Origin of the sequence: Alkalicoccobacillus porphyridii, assembly GCF_007293315.1 — a bacterium.
Lineage (GTDB): Bacteria > Bacillota > Bacilli > Bacillales > Bacillaceae_D > Alkalicoccobacillus > Alkalicoccobacillus porphyridii.
This window is the reverse complement of the sequence record NZ_VLXZ01000013.1, coordinates 1-17,714: the sequence shown is the minus strand read 5'-3', so window position 1 is coordinate 17,714 and position 17,714 is coordinate 1. Positions and strand designations below refer to the sequence as shown.

Annotated in this window: 25 protein-coding genes; 15 read left to right on the top strand and 10 right to left on the bottom strand. The window is 41.6% G+C overall.

Going from position 1 to position 17,714, the window contains the following annotated elements; genetic code table 11:
- Positions 1–31: 31 nt before the first annotated feature.
- Positions 32–544: a diaminobutyrate acetyltransferase gene (ectA, locus tag FN960_RS17200; protein ID WP_306461625.1), complete on the bottom strand. Its 513-nt coding sequence runs from the start codon at positions 542–544 to the stop codon at positions 32–34.
- Between the two features lie 237 nt (positions 545–781).
- Positions 782–1,687: a TIGR01777 family oxidoreductase gene (locus FN960_RS17195; protein ID WP_143850096.1), complete on the bottom strand. Its 906-nt coding sequence runs from the start codon at positions 1,685–1,687 to the stop codon at positions 782–784.
- 88 nt (positions 1,688–1,775) lie between these two features.
- Between FN960_RS17195 and recX the strand changes: the two genes are divergently transcribed.
- Positions 1,776–2,591, top strand: a complete 816-nt coding sequence (gene recX / locus FN960_RS17190; RefSeq protein WP_143850095.1) for a recombination regulator RecX — start codon at positions 1,776–1,778, stop codon at positions 2,589–2,591.
- Between the two features lie 3 nt (positions 2,592–2,594).
- On the top strand, positions 2,595–2,903 hold the full coding sequence (locus tag FN960_RS17185) for a YfhH family protein (RefSeq protein ID WP_143850094.1): 309 nt from the start codon (positions 2,595–2,597) through the stop codon (positions 2,901–2,903).
- A gap of 35 nt (positions 2,904–2,938) precedes the next feature.
- Here FN960_RS17185 and FN960_RS17180 read toward each other — a convergent pair whose 3' ends face one another.
- Positions 2,939–3,091, bottom strand: coding sequence for a YpzG family protein (locus tag FN960_RS17180; protein WP_143850093.1), 153 nt, complete (start codon positions 3,089–3,091; stop codon positions 2,939–2,941).
- 20 nt (positions 3,092–3,111) lie between these two features.
- On the bottom strand, positions 3,112–3,267 hold the full coding sequence (gene sspK, locus FN960_RS17175) for a small, acid-soluble spore protein K (RefSeq protein ID WP_143850092.1): 156 nt from the start codon (positions 3,265–3,267) through the stop codon (positions 3,112–3,114).
- Between the two features lie 90 nt (positions 3,268–3,357).
- On the opposite strand from sspK, the gene FN960_RS17170 reads away from it, so the two are divergent.
- Positions 3,358–3,606 (top strand): YfhJ family protein, encoded by a 249-nt coding sequence (locus FN960_RS17170; RefSeq protein ID WP_143850091.1) that lies wholly within the window; start codon positions 3,358–3,360, stop codon positions 3,604–3,606.
- Between the two features lie 61 nt (positions 3,607–3,667).
- On the opposite strand, the gene FN960_RS17165 is transcribed toward FN960_RS17170, so the two are convergent.
- On the bottom strand, positions 3,668–4,651 hold the full coding sequence (locus tag FN960_RS17165; protein WP_143850090.1) for a metal-dependent hydrolase: 984 nt from the start codon (positions 4,649–4,651) through the stop codon (positions 3,668–3,670).
- Between the two features lie 54 nt (positions 4,652–4,705).
- Here FN960_RS17165 and FN960_RS17160 point away from each other — a divergent pair, with 54 nt between their 5' ends.
- The 4 genes from FN960_RS17160 to FN960_RS17145 are packed head-to-tail and all read left to right on the top strand — an operon-like array spanning position 4,706 to position 7,188.
- Positions 4,706–5,032, top strand: a complete 327-nt coding sequence (locus tag FN960_RS17160; RefSeq protein WP_143850089.1) for an MFS transporter — start codon at positions 4,706–4,708, stop codon at positions 5,030–5,032.
- Positions 5,029–6,111: an A/G-specific adenine glycosylase gene (gene mutY, locus FN960_RS17155; protein ID WP_185971083.1), complete on the top strand. Its 1,083-nt coding sequence runs from the start codon at positions 5,029–5,031 to the stop codon at positions 6,109–6,111. Before FN960_RS17160 ends, mutY begins: the two co-directional genes overlap by 4 nt.
- Before the next feature lie 2 nt (positions 6,112–6,113).
- Positions 6,114–6,869: an SDR family NAD(P)-dependent oxidoreductase gene (locus FN960_RS17150; protein WP_143850087.1), complete on the top strand. Its 756-nt coding sequence runs from the start codon at positions 6,114–6,116 to the stop codon at positions 6,867–6,869.
- A 40-nt stretch (positions 6,870–6,909) separates the two neighbouring features.
- Positions 6,910–7,188 (top strand): hypothetical protein, encoded by a 279-nt coding sequence (locus FN960_RS17145; protein WP_143850086.1) that lies wholly within the window; start codon positions 6,910–6,912, stop codon positions 7,186–7,188.
- A gap of 230 nt (positions 7,189–7,418) precedes the next feature.
- Here the strand turns inward: FN960_RS17145 and FN960_RS17140 are convergent, their stop codons facing one another.
- Together FN960_RS17140 and yfhS are read right to left on the bottom strand one after the other, a co-directional pair.
- Positions 7,419–7,787 (bottom strand): hypothetical protein, encoded by a 369-nt coding sequence (locus FN960_RS17140; protein ID WP_143850085.1) that lies wholly within the window; start codon positions 7,785–7,787, stop codon positions 7,419–7,421.
- The gene (yfhS, locus tag FN960_RS17135; protein ID WP_143850084.1) at positions 7,780–8,004 is read right to left on the bottom strand and encodes a mother cell protein YfhS; all 225 of its coding nucleotides are present in this window, start codon (positions 8,002–8,004) and stop codon (positions 7,780–7,782) included. The genes FN960_RS17140 and yfhS overlap by 8 nt, the downstream gene beginning before the upstream one ends.
- Before the next feature lie 101 nt (positions 8,005–8,105).
- On the opposite strand from yfhS, the gene fabL reads away from it, so the two are divergent.
- The 4 genes from fabL (at position 8,106) to FN960_RS17115 (ending at position 11,691) form a co-directional block, all read left to right on the top strand.
- On the top strand, positions 8,106–8,849 hold the full coding sequence (fabL, locus tag FN960_RS17130) for an enoyl-[acyl-carrier-protein] reductase FabL (protein WP_143850083.1): 744 nt from the start codon (positions 8,106–8,108) through the stop codon (positions 8,847–8,849).
- 59 nt (positions 8,850–8,908) lie between these two features.
- Positions 8,909–9,064 carry a gamma-type small acid-soluble spore protein gene (locus tag FN960_RS17125; RefSeq protein WP_143850082.1) on the top strand — a complete coding sequence of 52 codons (156 nt, stop codon included), beginning with the start codon at positions 8,909–8,911 and terminating at the stop codon, positions 9,062–9,064.
- A 244-nt stretch (positions 9,065–9,308) separates the two neighbouring features.
- On the top strand, positions 9,309–9,836 hold the full coding sequence (gene ntdP, locus FN960_RS17120; RefSeq protein WP_143850081.1) for a nucleoside tri-diphosphate phosphatase: 528 nt from the start codon (positions 9,309–9,311) through the stop codon (positions 9,834–9,836).
- A 109-nt stretch (positions 9,837–9,945) separates the two neighbouring features.
- A complete protein-coding gene (locus FN960_RS17115; protein ID WP_306461624.1) occupies positions 9,946–11,691 on the top strand; it encodes an ABC transporter ATP-binding protein in 1,746 nt (581 codons plus the stop codon).
- Between the two features lie 492 nt (positions 11,692–12,183).
- Here the strand turns inward: FN960_RS17115 and FN960_RS17110 are convergent, their stop codons facing one another.
- Positions 12,184–13,242 carry an aromatic acid exporter family protein gene (locus FN960_RS17110; protein ID WP_143850080.1) on the bottom strand — a complete coding sequence of 353 codons (1,059 nt, stop codon included), beginning with the start codon at positions 13,240–13,242 and terminating at the stop codon, positions 12,184–12,186.
- 37 nt (positions 13,243–13,279) lie between these two features.
- Positions 13,280–14,578, bottom strand: a complete 1,299-nt coding sequence (locus tag FN960_RS17105) for a glutamate-1-semialdehyde 2,1-aminomutase (RefSeq protein ID WP_143850079.1) — start codon at positions 14,576–14,578, stop codon at positions 13,280–13,282.
- A gap of 181 nt (positions 14,579–14,759) precedes the next feature.
- On the opposite strand from FN960_RS17105, the gene bcp reads away from it, so the two are divergent.
- From bcp to perR, 3 genes are all read left to right on the top strand, one after another.
- The gene (bcp, locus tag FN960_RS17100) at positions 14,760–15,236 is read left to right on the top strand and encodes a thioredoxin-dependent thiol peroxidase (protein WP_143850078.1); all 477 of its coding nucleotides are present in this window, start codon (positions 14,760–14,762) and stop codon (positions 15,234–15,236) included.
- Between the two features lie 21 nt (positions 15,237–15,257).
- Positions 15,258–15,566: a cyclic-di-AMP receptor gene (locus FN960_RS17095; protein WP_143850077.1), complete on the top strand. Its 309-nt coding sequence runs from the start codon at positions 15,258–15,260 to the stop codon at positions 15,564–15,566.
- 63 nt (positions 15,567–15,629) lie between these two features.
- On the top strand, positions 15,630–16,076 hold the full coding sequence (perR, locus tag FN960_RS17090) for a peroxide-responsive transcriptional repressor PerR (RefSeq protein ID WP_143850076.1): 447 nt from the start codon (positions 15,630–15,632) through the stop codon (positions 16,074–16,076).
- A 47-nt stretch (positions 16,077–16,123) separates the two neighbouring features.
- Here the strand turns inward: perR and FN960_RS17085 are convergent, their stop codons facing one another.
- The gene (locus FN960_RS17085) at positions 16,124–16,480 is read right to left on the bottom strand and encodes a YgzB family protein (RefSeq protein WP_143850075.1); all 357 of its coding nucleotides are present in this window, start codon (positions 16,478–16,480) and stop codon (positions 16,124–16,126) included.
- A gap of 157 nt (positions 16,481–16,637) precedes the next feature.
- Between FN960_RS17085 and FN960_RS17080 the strand changes: the two genes are divergently transcribed.
- Positions 16,638–17,510, top strand: a complete 873-nt coding sequence (locus FN960_RS17080) for a nucleotidyltransferase-like protein (protein WP_143850074.1) — start codon at positions 16,638–16,640, stop codon at positions 17,508–17,510.
- Positions 17,511–17,714: the final 204 nt, after the last annotated feature.

Below are 17,714 nucleotides of genomic sequence, written 5' to 3'. Positions count from 1 at the left end.
GTTCTCCTCCTTTAAATGGTAAACCGTTTACTTAAAGCTTAAATGGACCAATTCTAAATAATTGTTCCTTTTCGTGACTGCTATCTGGAAAAAGTGAGGCTGAAAAATGATCAGTAATCTCACATTCTGCATTCAGCTTGTTACCTAGCTTCTTAAACAATGCCCTTGAGGCTTCATTAGATGGTGTAACAGTTGCTTCAAGATAGTGTACCTCTGTGGCATTCCATTTAATTAGCTCTGAAATCATTTTTGAAGCGAGACCTTTTCCTCGTTGTGAAGCGTCCACTCCTACTTGCCAGATAAACAAGGTGTCAGGTCGTTCCGGCTGAATAAAAGCCGTTACAAATCCAACTAGCTCTTCATCCTGTTTTGCGACGATACACGTCTCGGTAAAGAAATCAGCCATCATCATATACTTGTAGGGTGAGTTCTGATCAAGTGTGGACTCATTCACTAGGTTCCACATTGCTGAACTGTCCTCTTTAGTGGGCTTTTCAAAAGTAACTGGAATAATCGTTGCCGTTTGTTTGCTCAATATCTTCACCCCTTTTAACCATCTTTATTTTTTGATGCAGCTGGAAACAAACTCCACTCACAATGGTATAACTTAAGCTAGTTAAGAAGCAAACGAGCTAAGATGGCATTAAACGTGCTTAAAGCTGATTAGTTCAAGTGAGCGTAGCTAGCCACCTGCATCTTGTTGATTCCTGTATATAAGTACCCAATGAGGTAGTGTTCAAACCACAAATATTTGTTTTTCTCACAATAGTCTAAATAACCTTCAGGAGCCTGTTAAGTGCTCAAGAGCAGGCTTTAGCTCGCTATACTTAAACGTGTATCCATTATCCTTTGCTTTTCTCGGGTATACTTTTTGACCTTCTACTAACAAAGTGCTCATTTCACCTAAAACAATAGATAGAGCGAAAGTAGGCGCAGGTAGCCAATGCGGGCGATTCATCACTTTTGCAAGCGTATGGCCAAATTCCTGCATTTGCATCGGGTTAGGGGCGGTAATATTAAATGGCCCACTAATGCTCTTGTTTTCAAGTGCGAATTGGTACATGGCTGTTAGATCGTCGATATGTACCCATGAAAACCATTGTCTTCCTGTGCCAAGTCTTCCTCCAGCAAATAGCTTATACGGAATGATCATCTTGGGCAGTGCGCCTGCTTGATCATCAAGGACGATGCCAATCCTACCGTAGACCACTCGTACTCCATATTCTAAGGCTTTTTTAGCTTCTTGCTCCCACGTAATTGAAACCTCAGATAAAAAATTCTTATGCTCGGGCTCGTCCCCCTCTACAAAATCAGCGGTCTCAGAGATACCATAGTAGCCAATAGCAGAAGCGTTAAGCAATACCTCGGGTTTCTGCTTTAATTTTTGTATAATGGATAATACCTCTCGTGTAGCTTCAACTCGGCTATCCAAGATTTTTTGCTTTTTTTCCTTGGTCCAGCGTCCCATAATGGACTCACCAGCAAGATTTACAATGGCATCAATTCCTTCTAAATGCTTCTCAGGCTCAGAACCGTCTGTTAACCATTCCACATATGTGATGTGCGACTGGGCAGGTTTGTTATCGAGGGTTCTCGTAAGAATAATTAATTCATGTCCGGAGTCAGCCAATTGCTGGCTAAGCTTCTGACCGATGAACCCGCTCCCACCTGTAATTGCGATCTTCATATACAGCCTCCTTCAGTATATGATAATAATAATGTATACCCGAATGAATGTAATATGAAGACAGTATTTGTTGTTAAAGGGGTGTCACATGACAAAAATAAGCAGGATCACTGTCCAAAAGCGTAACAAGGAGCGCTTGAATATTTTTTTGATGAAGGATGGTCAAGAGAGCTTTGGCTTTGCCATTGATCAGGACGTATTTGTGAAATACAACCTGAAAAAGGGAATGGACATTAACGAAGAACACATGAAGGAATTAATAGAGGAAGATGAAAAAAAGAAAACCCTACAGCTAAGCTTTCATTATCTTTCCTACCGCATGAGGACCATCCACGAAATGCAAACGTATTTAGAGAAAAAAGAACGGGATCCTGCACATATTGAGGCAGCGATCAAGCAACTGCAAAAGCTTGGTTATTTAAATGATCATGAGTTCGCCTCCGCCTATGTAAAAAGCAAATCTACAAGTCAAATCAAGGGACCATTAAAGCTAAAGCAAGAGCTTCAACAAAAGGGTGTAGGTCAAGCAGTGACAGAGCAAGCGGTTGAGGAATTTCATGAAGAGGATGAGAAAACGCTTATCCAAAAATGGGTGGACAAGCAAGCAAAAAAAGCAGCAAAAGATTCACATTCTGCACATAAACGAAAGCTCTATACTCAGCTTAAAGCAAAAGGCTTCTCAAGTGCTCTTATTCAGTCCGTGCTTGAAGAGATGACAATGCCTGAGGAAGAAGACGAGAATCAAGCATTGTATTACCAGGCTGAGAAACTACAACGTAAATACTCATCCAAGTATACAGGCAAAGAATTTACGCTTAAAATGAAACAGGCACTATATCAAAAAGGCTTTTCCGTTCAATTAATTGACCGGTACTTGGAAGAAGCGATACAAGAGGAGAGTTAAACCATGACTGAAAAAAGGTTTAGTGACATGACCAATCCAGAATTACGTCAAGAAATTGTGGCATTAAATGAAAAAGCCAGAAAAGCAGAGCAAATGGGAATGCTAAATGAATTTGCTGTATATGAACGAAGGGTGCTGCTTGCAAAGGCATACCTCATCAATCCTGAAGAATTCAAACCCGGACAAACGTATCAAATGAAGGACGGAGAGTCTACTTTTTCAATCTCCTACATGAATGGACACTTTGCTTGGGGCTATAGAAATAATGCAAAAAATTTAGAGGGAGTCCCAATATCACTACTGCAATTATAAAAAAATGGCAGGGGATTAACCCTGCCATTTCATTTCTACGTTCGTGTTCTCATTTGTTTCTCTAATATAATATTGTGCTGACTCTGTTCCGTCTCCCCATTTACTTGGTGAAACGATTTTTTAGAGTTTGCCCTTGGCGACTGAAAAGGATCTTTGTAGTGAGAAGTAAAGGATTGCTTCTTACTCATTACGCTTGCCACCTCCGTCATCACTTGTGTGAATGATTTCTATTAGAGCTAAACATTCGCTCCTGTGGACGATCCGCAATCGTACCATCAGCACGTTTTGATGAGAATTCCGGTTTAGCTTTGGGCTCTCCTGATAAAGAGATCCGTCCGGGAAAATGAGATGCCTTGTTCCTCATGCTGCAGCCTCCTCTCCTGGTGGCCTATTTGTATTGTTCGCTTTGAAGGTTAAACTATAAGACGTAATTATTGTAAGGGGGAAAAGAAAGATGGAAGAAAAATTCAAAGAGCTAACAGAAAGACTGATGCAACGTAACCAAGAGTTCACAGTTGAGCAAGCAAGAACATGGGTGGAATCGCTTTGGGAAGACTTCGAAGCAACTTATGCCAAAGCAGGACGTAAATATCGTGGACCCGAGACTACAGAAGCGGTTGTCATTAAATGGATTGATCAATACGGTCCCTATTTACATCGCTATGAACCCGGACAAAAAAAGTTTAGCCATTTAAATGAATAGGCTGTAGAACGGTTCTAAAAGCAAAAGAAAGCCCGGTATAACCGGGCTTTCTCCATAAACATTACGTCACGACTTTTAATTTCTTTTGCAGAGTTTCTTCACTAAAGACCCAGCCAGTATAGGAAGAAACGATTTCAAGGTTTTCGTCCATCTGCACAATGGCAACAAACGGATAATGACCCTTACTACGGTATCTTAAATCGTAAAAACGTACCTCCTGCATGCCTTCACTACTTTCATCCACTTCCCACCTGTAAGTCGGAGAAAAAGATAAAAATGCAGAAAGGTTCGGATCTTTTCTAGCTGCATTAATGATCGTTGTCTCAGGGATCGGAACAAACTGATAGCGTTCAAAAAAGTTTATATTTCGGTGTCTGGATTCCGCAACATAAAGCATTTGCGGTGTTCTAATCACTAAATGCCACTGATTCCATCGAATGGATGGAGAGACAAAAATGTGAGTAGCATCCGGATGCAGACTTCTTGCATTCCGAACAACGTTGCGCTTTTCTTTAATTCTCCAGCAATAGTACAAAATCAACAAACTGTACAAGCCAAAAAATACTGGCCCGGGTGGCGCAAGAGCCGTCCACCAAAGCATAATAGCCACAACATGCGAAGCAAAAATAAATGGGTCAAAGATATTAATTATGCCTAAAGCAATCCATTTGTTTGAAAAAGGCCTTAAAGCCTGTGTACCATAGGCATTAAAGATATCTACAAAAACATGCAGGAACACTGCAATAAACGTCCATAACAATAAAGTGAGCCAGCTCGCATCACTAACAAATAAAGCGATGATGGTTGAAATTAGAAATGACCAGATAATCACAGCTGGTATGGAGTGTGTCAACCCCCGGTGATTTCGTATATACACTGCATTATTTCTCAATTTTAATATCGTATCAAAGTCAGGAGCCTGGGAGCCAATTAGCGTTGCAACCATAACGGCACCAGGCATGACCGGATTCGTGGCAACTGCTGGATCAATCGTAGCTAGTCCACCAAGGCCAATTCCCATGACAATATGTGTACTTGTGTCCATGAAACAAGGGATCCTCCTTTAGTGGGATTCTAATAATATATAAGGATGTTATGAATGAAACAACCTATTCGTGTATTTGTTGAATATAAAATTAACGATAAAGCAAAAAAAGGTTATGAGCAACTTATGCCTAGCCTGCTAAACACTCTCTCAGAAGAGGGTGCCACTAATATTGAGTGGTTTGAAGCAGCTGATCAACCTCTATTATATGTTGAAATGTTTGAAGTCTCAACGTTATCCCATTATCGACGTTTAAAGCAACTACGTCAAACCAAAATTCATCCCGATTTCCAGCAGCTAGATCCAATGATTGCAGGTGGTCTATCAAAGCTGCATTGCTGGGCCTTTCAGCGAAAAGAAACTGGGGGTGAATCGAGTTGACGTTACGATGCACAGACATAGATATCAATGCATTTAGAAATGATTTAATCACATGGTTTTATCAAAATCAACGTGATTTGCCATGGAGAGAAAATCGTGATCCTTATAGAGTGTGGGTATCTGAAATCATGCTCCAACAAACTCGAGTAGACACTGTCATTCCGTACTTCACAAATTTTATGCGCGAGTTCCCAGACCTCCAAAGCTTTGCGAATGCCCCCGAGGACAAAATTTTAAAAGCGTGGGAAGGTCTAGGGTATTATTCCCGCGTTCGTAATTTGCAAACCGCCGTTCGTGAAGTTGTGACTGAATACGCTGGAAAGGTTCCTGATACAAGACAGGAAATTTCCACTTTAAAAGGAGTAGGTCCGTACACAGCAGGAGCTATTTTAAGTATTGCTTATAATAAACCGGAGCCAGCTGTGGACGGTAACGTGATGAGAGTGTTGGCTAGAGTTTTGCTAATTGATGAAGACATCGGAAAAGCTAAAACTCGCAAAATGTTTGAGAGCGAACTATATGAATTAATTGATCCAGATGATCCTTCTGCATTTAATCAAGGGCTAATGGAGCTCGGGGCATTGGTCTGCACACCGACGTCGCCAGGCTGTCTTCTTTGCCCAGTCCAAACGCAATGTGGTGCTTACTTTGAAGGGAAACAAGCCGAATTACCTGTAAAAGCTAAAAAGAAGAAAGCTGTACCAAAAAATATGGCAGCCTTTTTAATTAGAAATGATCATGATGAAGTCTTAATTGAAAAACGTCCAGAAAAAGGGCTACTGGCTGGCTTATGGCAATTCCCGAATTTTGAGCTAGGAGAGTATTCTTTTACAGAGCTAGAGCAAGGCTTAGCTACACATTATGGCGTTCGTGACTACAATCACAACGAAGCGATTCAGAAGATAGAGCATGTCTTTTCCCATATTATTTGGAATATACAAGTGTTTGAAGGCAAAGCAGACACCGTTGAAAGCACAGAAGGTACCGTTTTAAAGTGGGTCAAAGAAGAGGATCTAGAACAATATGCATTCCCAGTCTCACATCAAAAGATTATTACCCATTCTATACGAGGTGATTAAGCATGAATCTACAATTAAAAGAGAAGGTTGTCTTTGTGACGGGCGGCTCCAAAGGTATTGGAAAAGCCATCGCCAAAGCATTTATTGAAGAGGGAGCCAAAGTCGCAATCGCAGCAAGGGGAAAAGAAGAGCTTGAGGCATGTGAAAATGAACTTGGCGTCTATGCGGTACAAGCTGATCTTGCGGATGAAAAGGAACGTTCACGGGCTTTTAGTGAAGTAGTCAATGAACTAGGCAAGGTGGATGTGCTGGTTAACAACGTGGGCGGTAGTAACGGATCTAGCATTAGTGAGACAGAGCTGGACACGTTCTATCAAGCGTTTGATTTGAATTATTTTTCGGCCGTCCATTTCAGCAAGCTTGCCCTACCTGAAATGGAAAAACAAAAAAGAGGAGTGATCGTAAACATCTCCTCCATTTTTGGACGCGAGGCAGGAGGCCGTCCCACCTACAATAATGCAAAAGCCGCATTAATTAGCTTCACAAAAGCACTTGCGGACGAAGTAATCAAAAACGGAATTAGAGTAAACGGGGTGGCGCCAGGATCCATCCTCCATCCATCCGGTAACTGGCAAAAACGAATAGATGAAGACCCGGAGAAAATGAAGGCCTTTGTCGAAAATGAAATTCCTGCCGGTCGCTTCGGAACCGCAAAAGAAGTCGCCAACGTCGTCGTATTTCTAGCCTCCGACAAAGCAGGCTGGGTGTCCGGTGCCACCATAAACGTAGACGGCGGACAATCTAAATCAAATTTTTAAGTAAATAAGGAAATATGGTACGTGAGCGTGGGATGCTTGCGTGCCATTTTTGTGTTTTGTTTGCCTAGGTGAGGAGGCGATATCGGGAAAGAGAAGTGGATATCGGGAAAGAGAGGTGGATATCGGGAAAGAGAGGTGGATATCGGGAAAGAGAGGTGGATATCGGGAAGGAGAGGCGGATATCGGGAAAGAGGAGCGGATATCGGGAAAGAGGAGCGGATATCGGGAAAGAGGAGCGGATATCGGGAAGGAGAGGCGGATATCGGGAAAGAGGAGCGGATATCGGGAAAGGGGAACAGATATCGGGAAAGATATCTAGTGCCGATACTAGCTCAGTCCCCGCCGCTTTCGAGGGATTCGCGCCGATACTAGCTCAGCCCCCGCCGCTTTTGTGAGTTTCGCACCAATTCCCTATTACCTCTAATCCTTTGTCCCAAGAGGAATCATCTTTATTTAGATTATCATTAATACTTAGCCAGAAGTCTCGCATGCCCAAGCACGAGCTCGCATGCCTGCTCCCGCTCAACTCCCCCGCACAGCCTCATTCCTTCACAAACCAGGTTCATCCTGCCCAACGTCCTCATCATTAATCAAATGAATTTCTTTTATCTTTGCTTTGGTTTCTTCCGTTCCGAGTCGGTAGAGCTCGTCAAAAATAGTTCCTAAACCGCGCTGGTATTCGTTTTTGTCGGCATCTCCAATTTCATCATCAAAGTGGCGGAAGCTGATAAGGTTGCCTAGCTCGACATCGTGAGCTTGGGTTTCGTGCAGTAAGTGCTCTAGTTCTTTTTTCTCGTCTAAGGTTGCCTCAATTTCATATTCAATTAATTGCCCGTCATTTACTCTGACGGGACTGATCGCATCCATGCTGATTGGGTTTAGATTTACGTAATAGAGCTGTTTTTCTTCATTAGTCATAATGAACCTCCGTGCCCTGTGTCCAAGTGGCCTCCTTATGGTGTAAACCGCCTCTTGCTTCAATTTCTTTTATGATCTGTACATGAATGGCTGCGCCCTCTTGGTTAAGGTAGGGTGCTACCTGTGTCATTCCATTATGAAAAAAAGCGAGCTCCTTATCTGTCCATTCTTCTGTGGAATACTGACTCAACTCGCTCATATCTCTTCCTACATACATGTAATCATTCCTCCTGTATTCATTCTTATTTATAGTCTGGCTTTCAGCGAATCCTGCTATGCGCTATAATAGATGGGCATATTTGATTGGAGGAGAAAAGAATGTCACAAAAGGTAGCACTCGTTACAGGAAGTAGCCGTGGGATTGGAAAACAGATTGCGTTAAGACTCGCGGAAAAAGGGTATGACCTTGTCATAAATTATGCTAGAAGCAAACAAGCTGCACTGGATACTGCCGCGGAAATTGAAGCACTAGGCAGAAAGGCTGTAATTGTAAAAGCAAATGTAGGTAAGCCTGAAAAAATTAAAGAAATGTTCCAAACCGTTGATGAGGAGTTTGGACGACTGGATATTTTTGTGAACAATGCGGCATCCGGAGTATTGCGTCCATTAATGGAGCTTGAGGAGAGTCATTGGGATTGGACGATGGACATTAATGCAAAAGCATTACTATTCTGCGCACAAGAGGCAGCTAAGCGTATGAAGGACGGAGGAAAAATTGTCAGCCTGAGCTCACTTGGGTCTATCCGTTACCTTCCTAACTATACAACGGTTGGTGTGTCCAAAGCGGCTGTAGAATCGTTAACCAGATATTTAGCCGTAGAGCTTGCGCCGATGAATATTGTGGTGAATGCCGTTTCAGGTGGGGCTGTTGATACAGATGCATTAACTCACTTCCCGAACCGAGAAGAATTGTTAAACGACGCAGCCAACCGAACTCCGGCTGGACGAATTGTAGAACCAGCAGATCTTGCCAATGCAGCTCTTTTCTTGTTATCTGATGAAGCAAGTATGATTCGCGGGCAAACGATTATTGTCGATGGAGGAATTTCTTTACTCGCTTAAAAAGTTTGAATAAGACCCTCACCTTCCGGACATCTTATAGTTTGTGGAGGTGATAAACCATGGAAAAGAAATCAAATACAAACGCTAAGACTGTTAAGAAGCAAAACCAAGCTTCTGAACAACAAAACTACAACACTGAATTTGCATCTGAAACAGATGCTCAAGAAGTGAGAAAGCAAAACCAACAGTCTCAGTCTAAAAAAACACAACAATAACACTCTGCACCATTCATTTTTGCAGAGCGAAACGCCCTCTGACCATCCGGTTTAGAGGGCGTTTTTTACATGGAGTGTCCAAATCCGATAGCCTGTTTATTAAATTCAGGCCCTTACCGTTTCAAAACGATATGGAAAACTGTATAATATAAGTGGATAAAACAATGGCAGGTTAGAACGTTAGCAGTAAACAGGGGGAGTATCCCTGTTTAGGGCGTCCGCAGAAATGAGAAAGGAGCCTTATATGAAATTTCCCAAAGTAGGAAGCAACATTCAAATCCATAGCTATAAGCATAATGGATCACTTCATCGCATTTGGGAAGATACAATTGTACTTAAAGGGACGTCAAAAGTTGTTATTGGCGGAAATGATCGGATTATTGTTAAAGAATCGGATGGACGTAATTGGCGTACAAGAGAGCCGGCAATTTGTTATTTTGACGCTGAAACATGGTTTAACACGATTGGCATGATTCGATCAGACGGAATTTACTATTACTGTAATCTTGGCACTCCGTTTACATGGGATGATGAGGCAGTGAAGTATATTGATTACGATCTCGATATTAAAGTATTTCCGGACATGACCTTTAAGCTATTGGATGAAGATGAATATGAGCTTCATAGTAAAGCGATGAATTATCCTCCCGAGCTTGATGGAATACTAAGAAGAAGTGTAGATGAGTTAATTTCTTGGATTCATCAAAGGAAGGGACCGTTTGCGCCGCAGTTTGTTGAAAGCTGGTACGAGCGGTATTTGCAGTACAGATAGCTAAAGTTTTATGAAGCAGATTGGATCTGCTTTCCTTGAATTAATCAATTGTTTTTAGTCTTGAAGCCTGGGTTCCAGGCTTTCTTTCTTGAGGAGAAGGTGTAAGAATTTGGATAGTATACGCAGGTATATGAGTTTTGTAAAGCCGTATTGGAAACAGATTGCCGCCACGATCGTGATTGGAATCTTGAAATTTGGCATACCATTACTTCTGCCTTTAGTTATGATGTACATTATTGACGACGTGATTTTAAATAACACGTTAAGCCAGGCAGACAAGCTTTCCACCCTGTATTGGATTATGGGCGGAATGTTTTTTATTTTTGTCGTGGTTCGTCCACCCGTTGAATATTATCGGCAATACTTTGCCCAATGGATTGGCAATAAGGTTCTTTTTGATATCCGAGATGGGTTGTTTCACCATATTCAAAAATTGAGCCTACGCTTCTATTCAAATCGGAAGGTTGGCGAGATCATATCAAGAGTCATCCATGACGTGGAACAAACAAAAACCTTTGTCATTACAGGACTTATGAACATCTGGCTCGATTTGTTTACCATCGTCATTGCCATTATCATCATGATGAATATCCATTTTTGGTTAACGCTTGTAGCGATATCTATGTTTCCGCTATACGGATTTTCAATTAAATATTTTTATGCAAGACTCCGGAAGCTGACCAGAGATCGGTCACAGGCATTAGCAGATGTACAAGGGCATCTGCATGAGCGGGTCCAAGGCATGAACATTATTCGTAGCTTTGCTTTAGAGGATCATGAGCAAAAAGCTTTCTCAAAACGCAATCATCATTTTTTAGATAAAGCACTAGATCATACACAGTGGAATGCCAAGACATTTGCGGTTGTAAATACAATTACTGATTTTGCACCATTATTAGTACTTATTGTATCAGGGTACTTTGTTATTACGGGTTCGCTTGAGGTTGGGGCGATGACGGCATTTGTCTTATATATGGAGCGTTTGTATGGTCCTTTGCGTAGACTCATCAACTCATCAACCACATTAACCCAGTCTATAGCATCAATGGATCGAGTGTTTGAATTTGTAGACGAAAAGTATGACATCAAAGATTCTAATGAGGCTCAGGCATTAGAGGTAGTAGAAGGAGATGTATCCTTCCAGCATGTTAGCTTTTCATATGAAGAGGACGAAGCAACAGTCTTAAAGGACATTAACCTTGACGTAAAAAAAGGGGAAACTATCGCATTTGTTGGTATGAGTGGTGGAGGAAAAAGCACACTAATTAGCCTCATTCCACGATTTTATGATGTGACGGAAGGAAGAATTCTAGTTGATGGACATGATATCCGCGGATTAAAGGTTCGAACACTGCGGGATAAAATCGGTATGGTTCTTCAGGACAATATTCTTTTTAGTGACACGATCAAAACCAATATAAAAATGGGTAACCCTGAGGCAACGGATGAAGAGATTGTGAGAGCAGCCAAAGCTGCGAATGCGCATGACTTTATTGAAGCTTTAGCCCACGGATATGATACACAGGTAGGTGAACGAGGGGTGAAACTCTCAGGAGGGCAGAAGCAACGAATTGCGATTGCACGAGTGTTTCTTAAGAATCCGCCAATCTTAGTTTTTGACGAGGCGACATCGGCCCTTGACCTAGAAAGTGAGCATTATATACAAGAAGCTCTTGCAATGCTTGCAGAGGATCGTACAACATTTATTGTTGCCCACCGACTTTCTACCATTACTACAGCAGACAGAATTGTTGTAATTGAGAACGGGCAGATCAGTGAGATTGGATCACACGATGAATTAATGAAAAAAGAAGGAAGCTACCATAAGCTATTCCATGTACAGCAGCTAGGATAACATGAAAAAAGTCCAGTCTCCTTATAATAGTGTACATTCTGATGATAATACCAAACTAACAAGCGGACGGAAATGGAGGGCTGACACTGCGGGATGAAAAGGAGGCCACTGATAAAGTCATGGATGAGCTGAATGGCGCCGCTACAGGAGAACCCTACGCTTTCCGCGGGAACGGCCTCAGCCCTCAAAGCGGAAAATCGCCCCTTCGATGTCGGTCTGCCGCGTTCTGTTCCGCAGGAGTCTTCGGGTTCTCCTTTCGCTAACGATCTGACTATAACTATTGATGATAGTTCGTAGTCTTCTAAAGATCATTTTTCAGTGGCCTCGATGAAAAGGTTCATTGAAATAAGATGGCGGAGCCAGATTAGTTCAATACCTTCCCGCGGTAAGCGTGCCCCCATTTCCGGGAGCGGTAGTCGAAGAAACAACACATACTTCGTTCCCCTTCTAAAAAAGCTCGGTATCCACATAACAAGGTGGACCGAGCTTTTTTTATACGGTCGGTTCTTCTAAGTGAGAGGTCACATTCTCCACTAATTGGTCAAGATGCTCAAGCTCTTCTTGATACTCAATGACCTCAGAGATAGCAGGCAAGAAGTGATGCCATTGGGCAAGATCAAATTCAGGCTCTTCATATAAAGTCACAAACAAGTCTGTTAGCTTCGCTTGCCCCTTATCAATGTCACTAATTAGCTCCTCAGATGGGTTTTTGTTTACTTTTCCTGCGTACCTCATCATGATACGACTGTGATAGGTCGTTAGATGCTCAAGCTGTGTTTGGATAATATCACGCACTCGAGGAGGTAGCTCATCTAGCTCATATAATCGCTTGTCAAAGCTTGCTAGCACATCCAGGGCTTTTTTCGAAGCGTGAACCATTTGTCTAAATACCACAACACGGCGCGCTTTTGAAAAGCTTCTTTTTAAGAAATACGTCCGTTCTTCTTTAAACAAGTCAAACAATGTATCAAGCTTCTCCATTTCCGAATTGAGACGGTCAATGTCCTGCTTTAATTTCTTTGTTTCCGCATCCTGATGAACAAAAAGCATGAGCCACTGTATCGTTTCATCTACGGCCTTTGTCATTCGCTCGTACAGCTTTAATTCATAACGAGGCGGAATGAAAATTAGATTAACGATAAAGGCAGATAGAATCCCAAGGATAATTAAGAAAAAACGACCTGCAGCAAACTCCAAAAAGCTTTCAGTAGGTGTTTCCATAATAATGATGATTGTTACAATCGCAATCGGAATGGTGGCTGCTTGAAGCTTTAGCTTCAAGATAATCGCAATCGATAACGCGACAACCACACCTACCACAAAAGGCTCATTGCCAAATGTAATGACGAAAATGACCCCAAGAGCGGCCCCGATGGCATTTGCTTGTGCTTGATCGAGTAATGTTTTGAAGGTTCGATAGATTGACGGCTGAATGGCAAATGCCGCTGCAATAGCTGCAAAGGTTGGTGGGTTAAAACCCAGCCATTCAGCTAAATATAAAGCAAGAATAATGGCTAACCCGGTTTTGAATATTCTAGCTCCTAACTTCATCTGAGATGAATCCTTTCCGAAACATTAGATAGGGTGTTTACAAGGTAGCAGCTACTTCGGCAAACGCATAATCAGCTGCTTCTAATGTTTTGATAATATCTTGTTCTGTATGCTTAATCGTGAGGAACCATGCTTCAAACTTAGAAGGCGCTAAATTAATGCCTTGATTTAACATACTTTTAAAGAAGATGCTAAATTGCTCGCCGTTTGTAGCATTCGCCTGGTCATAGTTGGTAATCGTTTCAGAACCAAAATATAGTGTCAGGGCACCCTTTACTCTATTGACTGTTGCTTGAACGTGATGCTTACGGGCGAGTTTCATCAGACCGTCTTCTAGCATTTCGCCTAAATGATTTAAATGCTCATACACGCCGTCTTCTGCTAATACATCAAGACAGGCAATTCCTGAAGACATAGATGCGGGATTCCCTGCCATAGTTCCAGCCTGATACGCTGGTCCAAGTGGAGCAACTTTCTCCATAATGTCTACTCGGCCGCCATACGCTCCAATAGGTAATCCCCCACCAATGATTTTGCCAAGCGCCGTCATATCTGGGTAAACCCCAAGATAGTCCTGCGCTCCACCATACATAAAACGGAAAGCGGTGATAACCTCATCATAGATAACAAGGGCTCCGTGCTTATGAGTCAACTCATTAACCTGCTGTAGAAATCCGGGTGCGGGCTCTACCATGCCGAAATTACCAACAATGGGTTCAACTAAAACAGCTGCGATTTCATCGCCCCATTTTTCAAGCGTTGCACGATAGGCTTCAATATCATTAAAGGGTACAGTGATAACTTCTTTTGCAATGTTCTTAGTCACACCAGCTGAATCAGGTGTACCTAGTGTTGCAGGGCCAGAACCAGCCGCTACAAGTACAAGGTCGGAGTGCCCATGATAACAGCCGGCAAATTTAACAATTTTATCTCGACCGGTGTACGCGCGTGCAACACGAATGGTCGTCATTACGGCTTCTGTACCCGAATTAACAAAGCGTACTTTTTCTAGTGAAGGAATGGCATCCTTAAGCTTCTTCGCAAATTGATTCTCTAATTTAGTAGGTGTTCCATATAAAAGCCCATTTTCTGCAGCCGTTTGAATCGCTTGACTAATTGCAGGGTGGGCGTGTCCGGCAATGATTGGCCCATAGGCGCCTAGGTAATCGATGTATTGATTATCGTCCTCATCCCAAAAGTATGCCCCAGAGGCTCTTTTCATAAAAACAGGCGTTCCACCGCCAACCCCTTTAAAGGCTCGAGACGGACTATTCACGCCACCTAAAATATGTTCTTGAGCTTCCGAAAATAGGAGCTCTGATTGGTTTCTATTCATGTATATGGTTCCCTCCAGAAAATCTAAGTCTCTCTTAGCCATTCAACCATATGCAGTAGGGATCGGCAAGTTTTTTGGGTGCTCAACCGCTTCAGGATAAGTCTAATTGGCAAACCAATTGATTAACAGACAAGAATCAGCTACGATAACAGATAAATAATGAACAAAGGATTGAGTGAATATGACAGCAGAAGTTGGTCGTACGGCTCCTGATTTCAAGTTACCTATCACATCAGGAGAAACAAAAGCATTATCTGATTATAAAGGTCAGCATATCGTCCTGTATTTCTATCCAAAGGATAATACCCCAGGTTGCACAACAGAGGCCTGTGACTTTAGGGATTTAACTGGAGAATTAGAAGAGCAAGGAGCCGTGGTTTTAGGTGTAAGCCCTGATTCAATTAAGAAGCACCAGAATTTCAGCGAAAAGTTCTCGTTACCATTTCCGTTATTTGCTGATGAGAATAATGAGGCGTCAGAGGCGTATGGAGTATGGCAATTAAAAAAGAACTTCGGAAAAGAATACATGGGTGTCGTCAGGTCGACATTTGTCATTAACAAAGACTTTCAATTAGTAAAAGAATGGCGTAAAGTATCGGTAAAAGGGCATGCAGAAGAAGTGCTTGAATATATTAATGAGCTAAATAGCGGCCAATAAGAAGCAGAAAGGAAGATCCAGATGAAGTTACTTGTATGTATACTGGATAATTTCTATAAAGATCAGGTAGAGAAAGAGCTCCGGGAAAAAGGATATCGAATGACTGAGCTTGCCAGTTCGGGAGGTTTTTTAAGAAAGGGAAGTACGACCTTTCTATTCGGAGCGGATGAGGATGATCTTCCTGCATTAAGGGAATCACTAAAAGAGGCCTGCTTAAACGTTGAGAAAGTAAAACAGCGCAAGGATCAGAAAACACATCGTTATACGTCCTTCCTCATAAAGTCGGGGGATTTATCCCATGTTCTAGCAAATGGGATGTTGCCTAATTGACAGGGAGATTATTCTTGACTTATAATTATTATAAAGTAAGAATAGGTTTTGAAAGCGAGGTGCATGACGATGTCGTCAAATCATCGCCTGCATGATGCAGTTGAGGCTCTAAAAAGCACTCGTGTTCGAATGACTCCTCAACGCCACGCCATTTTGGAGTTTCTATATGAGTCATCAATCCATCCTACTGCTGATGATATATATAAGGCATTAGAAGGTAGATTTCCTAATATGAGCGTTGCAACTGTATATAATAACCTGAGAGTTTTTAAAGAAGTAGGTATCGTAAAGGAACTGACCTATGGGGATTCATCCAGTCGGTTTGATAGTGTCACAACAGATCATTATCACGTCATTTGTAATGATTGTGGTAAAATCGTTGACTTTCACTACCCAGGTTTAAATGAGGTTGAGTCTCTGGCTGAACATGTTACTGGTTTTAAAGTGAATGGACATCGAATGGAAATTCACGGTACATGTCCAGATTGTAAAGGCGAGTTGGCCCATTAATGAATAAACAGTAAGCCCCTCAATCATTACAATTGAGGGGCTTTTTTTTACGATTTACTTGTTTTTTGGTTGTACTTCTCATCAAAATCAAGGCCTTCTAGATCTTTATCAACCGTTAAAGGCTGATTACAATGCATACACGCATCTACTCGACCAAGAACCTTTGTATGCTTGCCACAGCTTGGACATTCCACAGGTACTGCTCTTGTCGAAAGCATGCCAATAAAAAAGTAGACCACGGTGCTGGATATTACTGCTAAGAAACCAATTAACATGGCAAGGGTCATAATGATTGTATTGCCTCTAAAGAAAATACCTATATACATAATGAGAATACCGATAAATACTAAGGATAAAGCAAAAGTTCGTATCTTATTAATTTTATTTGAATACTTAATAGCCATACTCCGCCTCCTGACAGAAAAAGTATACCACAGACAGCGTATACACTCACTCAATTAAAGTCAATAGGAAGGAGGAGGAGAAGTACTTCTTGACGAATTGATAAGGACATATGATATTTTATTGAGAAAGATTCTTTTTCTACGGGGAGGATACATCATGGACATGCTGTTAAGACAGCTTTATCAAGATCAAGCGGGAAAAGAAGATACGTGTGCCATTTTGGTTTTAAGAAAGGACGACTCATCCTTTCTTAGTACAGACGGCTTTGATGCAATTATCTTATTAATTTCTGATCATGTGAAAGATTGGCAAAGTAAGCATTATGAAGCCGTGGGGAAACGAATTGCTTTTCATACGATGAGTCAAGAGATGATGCACCATTCTCTTATTACTGGAAACCAACGCCGCTTAATTGATTGGCTTGTTAATGGACGAATTGTGTATGATCGCAATGAGTTTATGCAGGATGTGAAGTTTCGTATTGATAGCTTTCCTCCAGGGGATCGCTCTAAGAAGCTAACCATACAATTTGCAAAATTGCTGCGCAGATTTGAAGAAGGTAAGACGTTGTTCCAGCAAGGTTTTATTTTGGATGGCTTTAGTAATTTATTTCATGCCCTTCACCATCTGGCGAGAATGGCTGTTATTAAAGATGGATTTTATCCTGAAGTGACGGTTTGGGAGCAAGTGAAAAAGATAGAACCTGAAATTCATAAACTATATCAAGAAGCACTAAATAGTGAAGAGGCACTTGATAAAAGAATTGAATTGCTAATTCTAGCACTTGGTGTTGCTATTCATTCTAAGCTTGAACTGGGGGCATCACACTTTTTGGAGCAGCTTCGATCTATTGAAGGAGAAGCGACCATCTCTGAGATGCTATCATTGCCTGAAGTGCAGGAATATCGCATTGATTTAGAGCTAATGCTTAACACATTAGTTGAAAAGGGCTGTGTTTCATTAGTGAAAAGAGAAACACCAGCGAAGTCCATTTATCAAACAAAATATGTTATTGAGAATTATAATTAAAAAAATGATTGACTCTATGACGGGTGCGTGTTAAATTATTACTTGTCGCTGCGAACGAGCACGGCAAACACAATAAACTTTTTAAAAAAGGAATTGACTTCCTCTTTAATGAAGTGTTATGATATGAAAGTCGCCAAATGAGCGACGGAAGTTCTTTGAAAACTGAACAGAAGCCAAGCGTACGAAGAGATACACGATATCTCA